Origin of the sequence: Kytococcus schroeteri (genome assembly GCF_002847825.1) — a bacterium.
GTDB classification, from domain to species: domain Bacteria; phylum Actinomycetota; class Actinomycetes; order Actinomycetales; family Dermatophilaceae; genus Kytococcus; species Kytococcus schroeteri.
Window position 1 is genome coordinate 1 of record NZ_PKIZ01000015.1, and the last position, 12,891, is coordinate 12,891.

Genomic DNA, 12,891 nt, shown 5'->3' on the forward strand with positions numbered 1-12,891 from the left:
TCCACTTCTACAATCACCACCGGGTCCACTCCGCGATCGGAGCCCCGCCAGTCAGCCGCCTCAACAACCTGGCTGGACATCACACCTAGACTCACCTGCCATGGCGGAGTTCATCTACACCATGTCCAGGGCCCGCAAGGCCGTCGGCGACAAGGTCATCCTCGACGACGTGACCATGTCCTTCTACCCGGGCGCCAAGATCGGCGTCGTCGGCCCCAACGGTGCCGGCAAGTCGACCATCCTCAAGATCATGGCCGGGCTCGACCAGCCCTCCAACGGCGAGGCCCGGCTGACCCCCGGCTACACCGTCGGCATCCTGCTGCAGGAGCCGCCGCTGGACGAGTCCAAGACGGTCCGGCAGAACGTCGAGGAGGGCATGGGCCAGATCAAGGCCGATCTCGACCGCTACAACGAGATCTCCGCCGAGATGGCCGACCCGGACGCGGACTTCGACGCGCTCATGGAGGAGATGGGCAAGCTCCAGGAGAAGATCGACGCCGCCGACGCATGGGACCTCGACTCCCAGCTGGAGCAGGCCATGGACGCCCTGCGCTGCCCGCCGGCCGACGAGCCGGTGACCCACCTCTCCGGTGGTGAGCGCCGCCGCGTGGCCCTGTGCAAGCTGCTGCTCAGCAAGCCCGACCTGCTGCTGCTCGACGAGCCCACCAACCACCTCGACGCCGAGAGCGTGCAGTGGCTCGAGCAGCACCTGGCCGAGTACGAGGGCGCCGTCCTGGCCGTCACCCACGACCGCTACTTCCTCGACAACGTGGCCCAGTGGATCTGCGAGGTCGACCGCGGCCGCCTGTACCCCTACGAGGGCAACTACTCCACCTACCTGGAGAAGAAGCAGGAGCGCCTGGCCGTCCAGGGCAAGAAGGACGCCAAGCTCAAGAAGCGCCTCGCCGAGGAGCTCGAGTGGGTGCGCTCCAACGCCAAGGGCCGCCAGACCAAGTCCAAGTCGCGTCTGGCCCGCTACGAGGAGATGGCCGCGGAGGCCGAGAAGATGCGGACGCTGGACTTCGAGGAGATCCAGATCCCGCCGGGCCCGCGCCTGGGTTCCACCGTCATCGAGGTGGAGAACCTGTCCAAGGGCTTCGGGGACCGCACCCTCATCAAGGACCTCAGCTTCAGCCTGCCGCGCAACGGCATCGTGGGCGTCATCGGCCCCAACGGCGTGGGCAAGACCACGCTGTTCAAGACCATCGTGGGCTTCGAGGAGCCGGACTCCGGCACCGTGAAGGTCGGCGAGACGGTCAAGGTGAGCTATGTCGACCAGGGCCGCGAGAACATCGACCCGGAGAAGACCCTGTGGGAGGTCGTCTCCGACGGGCTCGACCACATCAAGGTCGGCCAGGTGGAGATCCCCAGCCGCGCGTACGTCTCGCAGTTCGGCTTCAAGGGCCCGGACCAGCAGAAGAAGGCCGGCGTGCTCTCCGGTGGTGAGCGCAACCGCCTCAACCTGGCCCTCACCCTCAAGGCCGGCGGCAACCTGCTGCTGCTCGACGAGCCCACCAACGACCTCGACGTCGAGACCCTGGGCTCGTTGGAGAACGCCCTGCTGGAGTTCCCCGGCTGCGCCGTGGTCATCAGCCACGACCGCTGGTTCCTGGACCGCGTGGCCACGCACATCCTCGCCTACGAGGGCACCGAGGAGGAGCCGGCCAACTGGTACTGGTTCGAGGGCAACTTCGAGTCCTACGAGAAGAACAAGGTCGACCGTCTGGGCGAGGAGGCCGCGCGTCCGCACCGCGTGACCCACCGTCGCCTCACGCGTGACTGAGTGAGCCGTTCCCGGCGCCGACGCCCATCCCCCCTGCCACCGCGGGAGGGGGTGGGCGTCGCCCGTGTCCGCATCCCGCCGGGTGGTCCGTGGGCCACGGTGGCCGAGGCGCTCGCGGAGGTGACAGGGCAGCCGGGGCTCGTGGCCGCCGGCATCGCGGCCGGGGAGGTGGTGGTCGACGACGGTGTGCCCGGCTCCCGGGGCCTGGTGGCCGACGAGACCACCGCGTACCTCCCCACCGGTCCCCGGCGCCGGGTGGCGTGGCTGTACCGCCCGCACCCCGTCGAGCCCGAGGTGCCCGGTGGGCTGCCAGTGCTGCAGCAGGACGAGCACTGGGTGGCCGTGGACAAGCCGCCCTTCCTGGCCACCATCCCGCGCGGGGTGCACGTGCAGCAGACCGTGGTGGCCCGGCTGCAGCAGACCCACCCCGATGCGGTGCCGGTGCACCGGCTGGACCGTCTCACCTCCGGGGTGCTGTTGTGCGCGCGGACGCCGGGGGCCCGGGCGCCCCTGCAGCAGCTGTTCGAGCGCCGTGAGGTGGCCAAGACCTACGAGGCGGTGGTGTCCCTGCCCTCCGACGAGGCCGCGGCCGGCGCGGGGGAGCGGCCCCCGTGGCCGGTGGCGCCGGGTACCGAGGGTCTGGGTCTCGCGCAACGTGTGGAGCGGGCCCTCGGCGTGCAGCGCCACCGCCTGGTGAAGCGGCGCGGCAGCCACCAGGTGGCCGTGGTGTCGGGCCCGCCCGACGCGGAGACCCGCATCGAGGCCGTGGAGGTGGACGAGGCCGCCGGGCGGGCGGCGCTGCGCCTCCACCCGCGCACCGGGCGCACCCACCAGCTGCGCGTCCAACTGGCGCACTTGGGCCTGCCCATCGTGGGCGACCCGCTCTACCCGGTGCAGACCGAGCAGGTGACGGGGGACTTCACGACCCCGCTGCAGCTGCTGGCCCGTGAACTGGCCTGGACCGACCCGTGGACGGGGGCCCGACGCACGGCGGCCTCGCCGCGGACGCTGCCGCTGCGAGGCCACCCGGAGGTCCCGGGGGAGGGCTGAGGCTCAGTCCTCCTTGATGCGCACCATGCCCTCCTGGGCCACCGAGGCCATGAGCGTGCCGTCGGCGTGGAACAGGCGCCCCACGCCGAGCCCGCGGCCGGACTGGGCCGAGGGGGAGGCCTGCGTGTACAGCATCCAGCCGTCCAGGCGCGGGCGGCGGTGGAACCACATCACGTGGTCGAGGCTGGCCGGGCGCAGGCGGCGGTCGGTCCACGGGATGCCGTGGCAGCGCAGCACGGGCTCCAGCAGCGTGTAGTCCGAGAGGTAGGCGCTCGCGGCGGCGTGGAGCAGCGGATCGGTGGGCAGCGCGCCGGTGAGGCGCACCCACACGCTCTGGTGGTCGGCGCGGGCGAAGTCCGGGCCGTAGAGCGGGCCGTCCGCCCAGCGCATGTCCACCGGGCGGCCCCGGGTGAGGAAGGCCGCGCGCGGGTCGTCGACGCCGGCCAGCAGCTCGGCGATGGAGGGCAGCTCCTCGGGGGCGGGAACGTCCGGCATCGGCTCCTGGTGGTCCAGGCCGTCGGCCGGGTCCTGGAAGGACGTGGTCATGGAGAGCACCACCCGGTCGTCCTGGTAGGCGGCCACGCGGCGAGCGGAGAAGGAGCGGCCGTCGCGGAGGCGCTCCACCTCGAAGCGGATCTCCCGGGTGGAGTCGGCCGGGCGCAGGAAGTAGGCGTGCAGGGAGTGGATGCGGCGCTCGTCCAGGCCGTCCATGGTGCGGCCGGCGGCCATGACGCACTGCGCCAGCACCTGCCCGCCGAACGCGCGCCCCTGGGGCTGCGGCTGGCTCTGGCCGATGAAGGTGTTGGCCCCCAGGGCCTGCACGTCGAGCACCTCCAGCAGCTGCGCGAAGGGGTCCTCGGGCAGGTGCACGGTCTGGCGGTGGCCCATGCTCGACCCCATCGGGGCCGGCGGCTCGCTCCCGGTGGTGGGGGTGGACTCGTCTCGGGGCGGGGTGTTCTGGGACGTCACGGGGCCACTCAACCACGCCTCGCCGGCCCCACCCGGGCGCCGCGCTGTCGCGCCCGGGTGGAACGATGGCGCGCATGACCACCCACAGCAACGCCCCGGGACGCCCCACCGCGGGCAACCTCACCACGCACGCCTCCACCACCGCCGGCCCGCGCCCCTACCGCCTCAACGTGCCGCTGCGCTGGTCGGACATGGACGCCTACGGGCACGTCAACAACGTGACCTTCCTGCAGCTGCTGGAGGACGCCCGCGTGCAGGGCATGCACGAGTGGTTCGAGGGCTCCAGCCCGCTGTCCACGGGGCTGCTCGTGGCCTCGCACAAGGTGGAGTACCTGCGGCCGGTGGAGTTCCGGTACGCCCCGGTGGTGGTGGACATGTGGATCGGCAGCCTGTCCGGCGGCAGCTTCTCGGTGGAGTACGAGCTGAGCGAGCACCCGCTGGCCGGCGGGGAGGTGCCCGTGTCGCTCGACGCCCCGGTGCCCACGGACGCCGACCTGACGGTGGCGCTGCGGGCGAGCACCGCCATCGTCACCTACGACTTCGAGGCCGCCCGCCCGCGCCGCCTCACCGCCACCGAGCGCGAGGTGCTGGAACGCTTCGTGGCCGAGCCCGTGGCCTTCCGCCGATGACGGGCGGCGCGCCGGGCACGACGCCGGGCACCACGACCGGCGGGGGGCAGCCGGTGCTCACCCTGGCCGCCGACGACCTGGCGGACCTCGCCTCGTTCACCGCCCGCGCCAAGCACCTGGACGCCGCCGGCGCCATGCGGCTGCAGCTGCGCGACGGCGTGCTGGCCACCTGGGTGTGCGTGGTGCCCGGGGCCGGTCTGCTGCAGGAGGGCACCGTGCTGGGCATGCGCGCCGTCCCGGCCGCCTGCCCGGTGGACGTGGACGTGGTGGTGCCGCTGGCTGCGGTGACCGACCGCCTGGCCGCCCGCTCGGCATCGACCACCACGCTGCCCGTGCCGCCGAGCGAGGTGGCCGCCCCGTGGGCCGCGGCCTCCCCGCCGATGACGGGCTGGGAGCCCGTGGTACGCGTGGACACCGCGGACCTCGCCGAGCTCACGCGCACCGGGGTGCAGGAGGTGTCCGCCGGGGCGCCGGCGGGGTCGGGGGCCGCGGCGGTGGCCGACCTCCGCCGCCGCGTCTGGTCGCGCTCGGTGGGCGCCGGGTGGCCGCAGGGTCTGGCGCTGGGCGCCGATGCGCTGGGATTCCTCACCGGGGCCGACGAGGCCGTGGTGCTGCGCAGCGGCCCCTGGTGGCGCCTGGCGACGCCCACCGGGCACGTGCTGGCCCGCTGAGCGGGCCGGGCCCGGGCCCGAGCGAGTGCCCGGGCTCAATCCTCCACGCGGGTGATCGTCAGCCGCGGCCGACGCGGCGCGGGGTGCACCGGCGGGGCGCTCTCGTGCAGCGGGGCATCGCCCTCGTCGGGGGTGTTCACCATGAAGTGCGCGGCCCGCTCGAAGTAGGCGCGCATCATCTCGTCGGCCTCGGCGGGGAAGCCCATCGCGTCCATGGCCGCCCCCATGTGGCGCAGCCAGCGGTCGCGCATGTCCGGCGTCACCGCGAAGGGCACGTGACGGGCCCGCAGCCGGGGGTGGCCGCGGGTCTCGGAGTAGGTGGTGGGGCCGCCGAAGAACTGCTCCAGGAAGAGGCGCAGGCGCTCCTCGGCCGGGCCGAGGTCATCCTCGGGGTACATGTCGCGCAGCGGCGGGTCGCCCGCCACGCCCTCGTAGAACAGGGCGGTGAGCCGCACGAAGGCCTCGTGGCCGCCCACCATCTCGTAGATCGTGGGCTGCCCGGTCTGCTCAGCGCTGCTCATGGCCCCAGTCTCGCACCGGCGGCCCGGGCACCCCCGCGGTGTCCAGCGCCACCTTGGCCGCGGCCCGCACGTCACGGGCAGCGGCGTACTGCTGCCCGGCCACGCAGTCGGCGAAGACGCGCACGGTCATGGCGCCGTTGCTCACCTCCTGGATGCCGGCCACGGTGGGGGCGCGCAACAGGGTGGCCTGCCCGGCCTCGGAGGCGGCGAGCTCCTCCATGGCGGTGGTGAGCACGTCCATCACCTGCCGGGAGTCCGCACGGGCACCCACCTGCACGTCGATGGTGGCCACCGGGCTGCCCTGGGTGGTGTTGCCCACGCGCAGGATCTCGCCGTTGCGGATGTACCAGACCACGCCGTCGGCCGACCGCAGCCGGGTGACGCGCAGGGTCACCTCCTCCACCTCGCCGGAGGCCTCGCCGAGGTCCACCCAGTCACCGACGCCGAACTGGTCCTCCACCATGAGCATCACGCCGCTGATGACGTCCTTGACCAGCGACTGCGCGCCGAAGCCGATGGCCAGGCCGCCGATGCCGGCGCTCGCCAGCAGCGGACCCAGCGGCAGACCGAGCTGGTCGCACACCATGAGCGCCGCGACCGTCCAGATGACCACCGACGAGGCGCTGCGCAGCAGGCTGGTGAGGGTGAGCACCCGCTGGCGCCGGCGCAGGTCCGCGGCGTGACCGTCGGGCCTCCCCTGGCGGGAGCGGTCGGTCATCCACGAGGTGAGGCGCCCGATGAGGCGCCGGGCGACGCTCCGCAGCAGGAGGGCGACGACGACGATGAGCACCACGGCCAGGCCGTGGGTGGCGAGCCAGGCGCCGACCACCCGGGTGATGTCCTCCCACCCGGGGGCGGTGGTGCCGGCGGTCACGAACGCGCGTCGAAGGCCTGGGCGGCCAGCGCGCGGACGGTGCCGTCGCGGTTCTCGGCGATGACGCGGCGGAGCGCGGCCGAGGCGTCCGGGTGGCCGTCGAGCCACGCCTGCGCGGCGTCCACGAGGTCCTGGTGCACCAGCGGGTGCGGGTAGAAGCCGCCGGCCACCGCCTCGGCGATGGCGTGGGTGCGCTCGTCCCACATGTCCGCCACGGCCTCGAAGTAGGGCTCCACGAAGGGCCGCAGGTCCTCCGGCGTCCGGGCGCGCTGCCAGCCGGCGGCGGTGGCCACCACCTCGGCGTTGGGCAGGCGGGTGTCGCGCCACACGCTGTCCCAGGCCGCCTGCTTGGAGGCCGCGTCGGGGCGGGCGGCGCGGGCGCGGGCCAGGCGCTCGGCACCCGAGGCGGTGCGGTCGCGCGCCCCCTCGGCGGCCAGCTCGTCCTCGTCCAGCACACCGTTCTTGGCCAGGCCGGTCACCAGCGCCCAGCGCATGTCGGTGTCCACGGTCAGGCCCGGCAGCTCGGTGGTGCCGTCCACCAGCGCGCGCAGGCGGGCCACGCCGGCCTCCCCGCGCACGGCGGCGGCCCATGCGGTGGCCAGCTGCAGTTGCAGGTCCGAGCCCGGGGCGGCCTGCTCCACCAGGCGGCCCAGCTCGTCGGCCAGGCGCTGGGCGGTGGCCTCGCGGTGCTGCGGCGCCACGTAGCGGCCGGCGGCGGCCTCCAGCTGCGAGAGCAGGATGCGCACCAGCGTGGAGTCGGTCTCCCCGGGCAGGGCGCGGAGCCCCAGCTCGATGAAGTCGCGCGCCGACATCTGCGCGTCGCGGGTCATGTCCCACGCGGCCCCCAGCACCACGGCGCGGGGCAGCGAGTCGGTGAAGGCCGCCACGTGCTCGGTGGCCGTCGCCAGGCTGTGGGCGTCCAGGCGCACCTTGCAGTAGCCCAGGTCGTCGTCGTTGAGCAGCAGCAGGTCAGGGCGGGCGCGGCCCACCAGCTGCGGCAGCTCGGTGCGCTCGCCGGTGACGTCCAGCTCCCAGCGGTCAGTGCGCTGCAGGGAGCCGTCCACCAGGTCGTAGGCGCCCACGGCGATGCGGTGCGGGCGCAGGGTGGGCAGCTCGGCGGTGGCCTTCTGCTCGATGGCCGCGGCGGTCACGGTGCCGGCGTCGTCCACCTCGAGGACGGGGGAGAGGGTGTTGACCCCCGCCGTCTCCAGCCAGGCGGCCACCCACGGGCCGAGGTCGCGGCCGGAGGTCGCCTCGAGGTGGCGGGTGAGGTCGGCCAGGGTGGTGTTGCCCCACTTGTGCTCGGCGAAGTAGGCGCGCAGCCCGTCGCGGAAGGCGTCCTCGCCCACGTAGGCCACCAGCTGCTTGAGCACACTGGCGCCCTTGGCGTAGGTGATGCCGTCGAAGTTCACCTCCACGTCCGCGAGGTCGCGGATCTCGGCCACGATCGGGTGCGTGGAGGAGAGCTGGTCCTGGTGGTACGCCCAGGTCTTCTCGCTGATGGCGAAGGTGGTCCACGCGGTGTCCCACTGCGTGGCCTCGGTCTGGCAGGTGGTGGACGCCCACTCGGCGAAGGACTCGTTGAGCCACAGGTCGTTCCACCACTTCATGGTCACCAGGTTGCCGAACCACATGTGGGCCAGCTCGTGGAGGATGGTGAGGGCCCGGCGCTCCACGAGGGTGTCGGGCACGGCGGAGCGGAAGACGTAGATCTCGGCGAAGGTCACGCAGCCCGCGTTCTCCATCGCCCCCATGTTGTACTCCGGCGTGAAGACCTGGTCGTACGTGCGGAAGGGGTACGGCTGGTCGAAGTACTCCTCGAAGAACGCGAAGCCGGCCTTGGTGATGGCGAAGACGTTGTCGGCGTCCAGGTGCTGCTCGAGGCTCCTGCGGGCCAGCACGCCCAGCGGCACGGTGCCGTTGCGGGTCTCCACCGAGTCCTCGAAGCGCACGTACGGCCCGGCCACCACGGCGGTGATGTAGCAGGAGATCGGGGGAGTGGGCTCGAAGGTGAAGGTGGCGCGCTCCACCGGGTTCTCGCCGTCGAGGGTGCCTGTGCCGGCGGGCACGCCCTGCGGGGTGGCCTCGTTGCTCAGCACCTGCCAGTGCGCCGGGGCGGTGATGGTGAACTGGAAGGTGGCCTTGAGGTCCGGCTGCTCGAACACCGGGAACATGCGGCGGCAGTCGGCCACCTCGAACTGGGTGTACAGGTACACCTCGCCGTCGGCCGGGTCCACGAAGCGGTGCAGGCCCTCGCCGGTGTTCATGTAGCGGCCCACGCCCTCCACCACCAGCTCGTGCTCGCCCTCGGTGAGGCCGGGCACCGGCAGGCGGGCGCCGTCGAAACGGGAGGTGTCTAGCGCGGCGCCGTCGAGCGTCGCGCGGGTGACCCGGTCGCCGATGAAGTCGATGAAGGTGTCGCCGGCCCCCAGCGCCGTGAACCGCACCACCGAGCGCGTGGCGAAGGTGGACGGACCGGTCGTGACGTCCGTGGTCACCTCGTAGCTGTGCGTCGCGATGAGCTGCGAGCGCTCCATTGCCTCGTCGCGGGTGAGGTTCTTGCCGGGCACGGGGTACTCCAGGGGGTGGGGGCCGGTGGACAGCGGCAGTGTGCCACGCAGATGGTGCAGATCACGAGGCCGCGGCGGGGCCCGTGGGCGGGCGGTGGTGTCGTCGGCGGGGCGGGTGACGGTGGCAGACTCGGAGGCATGACCGACGCATCGCAGACGACGCAGCGCACGCAGGTCGAGATGTTCTTCGACCCCACCTGCCCCTGGGCCTGGATGACCAGCCGCTGGCTCATGGAGGTGGCCGAGGCCCGTGACCTCGAGGTCACCTGGTCCCTCATGTCGCTGGCCGTGCTCAACGACGGGCGCGACCTCCCCGCGGAGTACGCCGAGAGCATGCAGCTCGCGTGGGGTCCGGCCCGTGTGGTGTCGGCCGCCGTGGCCGCCCACGGCCAGGAGGTGGCCAAGCCCCTCTACGACGCCCTCGGCACCCGCCTGCACCCGGGTGGCCGCAAGCCCGGCGACCGGACCGAGGCCGAGGCCCTCATCGCCGAGGCGCTGGCCGAGGTGGGCCTGCCCGCCGAGCTGGCCCAGGTGGCCTACCCCGGTGGCGTGGGCAACAACCCCGAGGACGAGGTGACCGCGGACCTGCGGACGCGCCAGCAGCGTGCCGTCGACCTCGTGGGCGACGACGTGGGCACTCCGGTGATCCGGATCGGCGACACCGCCTTTTTCGGCCCGGTGGTCACCCCGGCCCCCACCGGCGAGGCCGCGCTCCAACTGTGGGACGGCGTGGTGCAGGCCGCCTCGGTGCCCGGCTTCTTCGAGCTCAAGCGCTCCCGCGACGTCGGCCCCCAGTTCGGTTGAGCGACGCCGCGCCGAGCACCCGACGCACGTACCTCTGACAGGAGACCCATGAAGATCCACCTCGGTGGCGACCACGCCGCCTACGACCTGCAGCGCCACCTCGTGCAGTGGCTCACCGACGCCGGCCACGAGGTCGTGGACCACGGCCCGGCCGAGTACGACGCCGTGGACGACTACCCGGTGTTCGTCCTGCCCGCCGCGCGGGCCGTGGCCGAGGACCCGGCCTCGCTCGGCATCGTGCTGGGCGGCTCGGGCAACGGGGAGCAGATCGCGGCCAACAAGGTGGCCGGCGTGCGCGCGGCGCTGGCCTGGAGCCCGGAGCTGGCCGTCCTGGCCCGCCAGCACAACGACGCCCGCATCCTGAGCCTGGGGGCGCGCTTCCTGGACACCGCCACCGCCGAGGCGATCGTGGAGGCCTTCGTCACCACGGAGTTCACCGGCGAGGAGCGTCACGCCCGTCGGGTGGCGATGGTGGAGGCCTACGAGAAGGACGGCACCCTGCCGGCCTGACCAGGACGACCGGCCGTAGCGCACGACGAGGCCCCCACCACCTGGTGGGGGCCTCGTCGTCTCCCCGGCACGGCCGGGGGAGGGGCTCAGGCCTGCTGCTCGTCGCCGCTCAGGCCGTCCAGGTGCTCGCCCACCTTGTCGCCACCGGAGGCGATCTGGTCACCGAACTTGTTGCCGGTCGCGTCGTCGACGCGGTCACCGGCGGCGTCGATGGCGCCATCCACCTTCTCGCGCTGCGCGTCGTAGCCCTTGCCTGCCAGGTCCTTGGCGTTGTCCATGATGCCCATGGTGTTCTCCGTTCGTCGGGTGACTGCGGTGCGCGACCCGGGTGGGTCGCCCGCACCCACCCTGTCAGCCCGGCGTGAGGGGCGCAAGGAAAAGGGGGACGACGAGAGCCCCGCGGGGGTGTCCGCGGGGCTCTCGTACGACGTGGAGCGGGCGACGGGAATCGAACCCGCACAACCAGTTTGGAAGACTGGGGCTCTACCATTGAGCTACGCCCGCACGCGTGGTGACCTGCTTGCCGCCGCGTGCAGCCGCGTGGCGGTCTGCTGCCGGTGGCATGCACCGCAGGCCGATGCACCGGGATACCCTACCCTGTCGGCGCCGCGGTCGTGCGCCGAGCACGGGGTATGGCGCAGCTTGGTAGCGCGTCCGCTTTGGGAGCGGAAGGCCGCCGGTTCGAATCCGGCTACCCCGACCGTCTAGCATTGATCCCCATTGCGATGGCGTGGCGACACGGCGTGGTCGCTGGACGACGGGGCCGCAGCCGGCCCCATCCCCCTGAACCAACGGAGACGAGTGACGTGAAGAGTGCTGTCGAGAACCTGGACCCGACCCGCGTGAAGGTGGCGGTGGAGGTTCCCCACGAGGAGCTCAAGCCCGCCCTCGACGAGGCGTACAAGACCATCGCCGGCCAGGTCCAGATCCCCGGCTTCCGCAAGGGCAAGGTCCCGGCTCGCATCATCGACCAGCGCTTCGGCCGTGGCGCCGTGGTGCAGGAGGCCGTCAACGCTCAGCTCCCCGAGCTGTACGCCCGCGCCATCACCGAGAACGACCTGCAGCCCATCGGCGAGCCGCAGCTCGAGCTCACCGACGTGCCCGTGGCCGACGGCGACCCGCTGAAGTTCACCGTCGAGGTCGACGTGCGTCCCGCCATCGAGCTGCCGGACACCGCCGGCATGAGGGTGGAGGTCGCCGCGGCCGAGGTGTCCGAGGAGGACGTGCAGAAGCGCATGGACGACCTGCGCGAGCGCTTCGGCACCCTCAAGGGGGTGGACCGCGCCGTGGCCACCGACGACCACGTCTCCATGGACCTGCGTGCCGAGATCGACGGCGACGAGATCGACTCCGTGGAGGGCGTCTCCTACCAGGTCGGTCAGGGCACCATGATCGACGGCCTCGACGAGGCCCTCGTGGGCATGTCCGCCGGCGAGTCCAAGACCTTCACCGCCCCGCTGGCCGGCGGCGACCGTCAGGGCGAGGACTCCCAGGTGACCGTCACCGTGCAGTCGGTCAAGGAGCGCGAGCTGCCCGAGGTCGACGACGAGTTCGCCCAGCTGGCGTCCCCGTTCGACACCGTCGAGGAGCTGAAGGCCGACCTGTGCAAGCAGGCAGAGCGCAACGCCACCTTCCAGCAGGGCATCGAGGCCCGCGACAAGATCCTCGAGCAGCTCCTGGGCCAGCTCGAGATCCCGGTGCCGGCCGCCATCGTGGAGGCTGAGGTGAACTCCCACCTCGAGGGTGAGGGTCGTCAGGACGACGCCGACCACCGCGCCGAGGTCACCAAGTCCACCGAGGACGCCCTGCGTGCGCAGTTCCTCATGGACGCCCTGGTGGAGCGCGACGAGGTGGAGGTCGAGCAGAACGAGCTGCTCGAGTACCTCATGATGTCCGCGCAGTCCTCCGGCATGGACCCCAACCAGTTCATCGGCATGCTCGACCAGCAAGGTCAGATCGGCGCCGTCGTCGAGGAGGTGCGCCGCCGCAAGGCCCTGGCCGCCGTCCTGGAGACCGCCGAGATCGTGGACACCAACGGCAAGTCCGTGGACCTGGGTGCGCTCGAGGACGACGCCGAGGGCGAGGGTGACGAGGCGACCGAGGGTGAGGGTGACGAGGCGACCGAGGGTGAGGAGGCCGCCGAGAAGCCGGCTGCCAAGAAGGCCCCGGCCAAGAAGGCGACCACGACCCGCAAGGCTCCGGCCAAGAAGGCTGCCGAGAAGGCCGACGAGGCGCCCGCGGAGGAGACCTCCGAGGAGAAGTGACCCCCGGGTCACCCGCAGGACGGGGCCGTTGCGCGAGCGCGCAGCGGCCCCGTCCGCGTGTCCGGGGTGGCAGGTGCGTGCGCTGAGGGCGAACAGGGCCGCCGGCCGGGACGAAAGCGGGACGGCTCGGCGTTAGCGTCCCTCGAGGGATCCACACCAGGAACCGTCCGACGAAGGAGAGACGCCCGTGAGCGAGCACACCGCATCGACCCCCGCCGTGGCCAGTGAGGGCGCGCGACTGGCGGG

The 12,891-nt window shown here is 72.6% G+C and carries 12 protein-coding genes and 2 tRNA genes; 8 read left to right on the forward strand and 6 right to left on the reverse strand.

What is annotated here, in order from left to right; all coding sequences use genetic code 11:
• Window positions 1-100 precede the first annotated feature (100 nt).
• The gene (gene ettA / locus CYJ76_RS08265) at window positions 101-1,783 is read left to right on the forward strand and encodes an energy-dependent translational throttle protein EttA (protein WP_070705680.1); all 1,683 of its coding nucleotides are present in this window, start codon (window positions 101-103) and stop codon (window positions 1,781-1,783) included.
• A 51-nt stretch (window positions 1,784-1,834) separates the two neighbouring features.
• Window positions 1,835-2,833, forward strand: a complete 999-nt coding sequence (locus tag CYJ76_RS08270; RefSeq protein ID WP_070705679.1) for a pseudouridine synthase — start codon at window positions 1,835-1,837, stop codon at window positions 2,831-2,833.
• Between the two features lie 3 nt (window positions 2,834-2,836).
• Here CYJ76_RS08270 and CYJ76_RS08275 read toward each other — a convergent pair whose 3' ends face one another.
• On the reverse strand, window positions 2,837-3,721 hold the full coding sequence (locus CYJ76_RS08275) for an acyl-CoA thioesterase (protein ID WP_101849843.1): 885 nt from the start codon (window positions 3,719-3,721) through the stop codon (window positions 2,837-2,839).
• A 155-nt stretch (window positions 3,722-3,876) separates the two neighbouring features.
• On the opposite strand from CYJ76_RS08275, the gene CYJ76_RS08280 reads away from it, so the two are divergent.
• Window positions 3,877-4,431: an acyl-CoA thioesterase gene (locus tag CYJ76_RS08280; RefSeq protein ID WP_083323670.1), complete on the forward strand. Its 555-nt coding sequence runs from the start codon at window positions 3,877-3,879 to the stop codon at window positions 4,429-4,431.
• On the forward strand, window positions 4,428-5,102 hold the full coding sequence (locus CYJ76_RS08285; protein WP_238138199.1) for a hypothetical protein: 675 nt from the start codon (window positions 4,428-4,430) through the stop codon (window positions 5,100-5,102). The genes CYJ76_RS08280 and CYJ76_RS08285 overlap by 4 nt, the downstream gene beginning before the upstream one ends.
• A gap of 35 nt (window positions 5,103-5,137) precedes the next feature.
• Here the strand turns inward: CYJ76_RS08285 and CYJ76_RS08290 are convergent, their stop codons facing one another.
• Genes CYJ76_RS08290 through pepN form a run of 3 tightly spaced genes read right to left on the reverse strand, consistent with a single transcriptional unit; the run spans window position 5,138 to window position 9,067 of the window.
• Complete coding sequence (locus CYJ76_RS08290) at window positions 5,138-5,623, reverse strand: globin (protein ID WP_101849825.1); 486 nt, start codon at window positions 5,621-5,623, stop codon at window positions 5,138-5,140.
• Window positions 5,610-6,497, reverse strand: coding sequence for a mechanosensitive ion channel family protein (locus CYJ76_RS08295; RefSeq protein WP_070705822.1), 888 nt, complete (start codon window positions 6,495-6,497; stop codon window positions 5,610-5,612). Before CYJ76_RS08295 ends, CYJ76_RS08290 begins: the two co-directional genes overlap by 14 nt.
• Window positions 6,494-9,067, reverse strand: a complete 2,574-nt coding sequence (gene pepN / locus CYJ76_RS08300; RefSeq protein WP_101849826.1) for an aminopeptidase N — start codon at window positions 9,065-9,067, stop codon at window positions 6,494-6,496. Before pepN ends, CYJ76_RS08295 begins: the two co-directional genes overlap by 4 nt.
• Window positions 9,068-9,205: 138 nt before the next feature.
• Here pepN and CYJ76_RS08305 point away from each other — a divergent pair, with 138 nt between their 5' ends.
• Together CYJ76_RS08305 and CYJ76_RS08310 are read left to right on the forward strand one after the other, a co-directional pair.
• A complete protein-coding gene (locus CYJ76_RS08305; protein WP_070703392.1) occupies window positions 9,206-9,871 on the forward strand; it encodes a DsbA family protein in 666 nt (221 codons plus the stop codon).
• Window positions 9,872-9,919: 48 nt separating this feature from the next.
• Complete coding sequence (locus tag CYJ76_RS08310) at window positions 9,920-10,381, forward strand: ribose-5-phosphate isomerase (RefSeq protein WP_070703391.1); 462 nt, start codon at window positions 9,920-9,922, stop codon at window positions 10,379-10,381.
• Between the two features lie 86 nt (window positions 10,382-10,467).
• On the opposite strand, the gene CYJ76_RS08315 is transcribed toward CYJ76_RS08310, so the two are convergent.
• On the reverse strand, window positions 10,468-10,659 hold the full coding sequence (locus tag CYJ76_RS08315; RefSeq protein WP_237769689.1) for an antitoxin: 192 nt from the start codon (window positions 10,657-10,659) through the stop codon (window positions 10,468-10,470).
• 152 nt (window positions 10,660-10,811) lie between these two features.
• A tRNA-Gly gene (locus tag CYJ76_RS08320) sits at window positions 10,812-10,885 on the reverse strand.
• A 122-nt stretch (window positions 10,886-11,007) separates the two neighbouring features.
• Here CYJ76_RS08320 and CYJ76_RS08325 point away from each other — a divergent pair.
• Window positions 11,008-11,081, forward strand: a tRNA-Pro gene (locus tag CYJ76_RS08325).
• 106 nt (window positions 11,082-11,187) lie between these two features.
• Window positions 11,188-12,645, forward strand: a complete 1,458-nt coding sequence (tig, locus tag CYJ76_RS08330; protein WP_180802258.1) for a trigger factor — start codon at window positions 11,188-11,190, stop codon at window positions 12,643-12,645.
• Window positions 12,646-12,891: the final 246 nt, after the last annotated feature.

Excerpts from the sequence above, each read along its gene's own strand:
- ettA (WP_070705680.1), top strand. The coding sequence starts at position 101 with ATGGCGGAGTTCATCTACACCATGTCCAGGGCCCGCAAGGCCGTCGGC.
- CYJ76_RS08275 (WP_101849843.1), bottom strand. The coding sequence starts at position 3,721 with ATGGGCCACCGCCAGACCGTGCACCTGCCCGAGGACCCCTTCGCGCAG.
- CYJ76_RS08280 (WP_083323670.1), top strand. The coding sequence starts at position 3,877 with ATGACCACCCACAGCAACGCCCCGGGACGCCCCACCGCGGGCAACCTC.
- CYJ76_RS08285 (WP_238138199.1), top strand. The coding sequence starts at position 4,428 with ATGACGGGCGGCGCGCCGGGCACGACGCCGGGCACCACGACCGGCGGG.
- CYJ76_RS08290 (WP_101849825.1), bottom strand. The coding sequence starts at position 5,623 with ATGAGCAGCGCTGAGCAGACCGGGCAGCCCACGATCTACGAGATGGTG.
- CYJ76_RS08305 (WP_070703392.1), top strand. The coding sequence starts at position 9,206 with ATGACCGACGCATCGCAGACGACGCAGCGCACGCAGGTCGAGATGTTC.
- CYJ76_RS08310 (WP_070703391.1), top strand. The coding sequence starts at position 9,920 with ATGAAGATCCACCTCGGTGGCGACCACGCCGCCTACGACCTGCAGCGC.
- CYJ76_RS08315 (WP_237769689.1), bottom strand. The coding sequence starts at position 10,659 with ATGGACAACGCCAAGGACCTGGCAGGCAAGGGCTACGACGCGCAGCGC.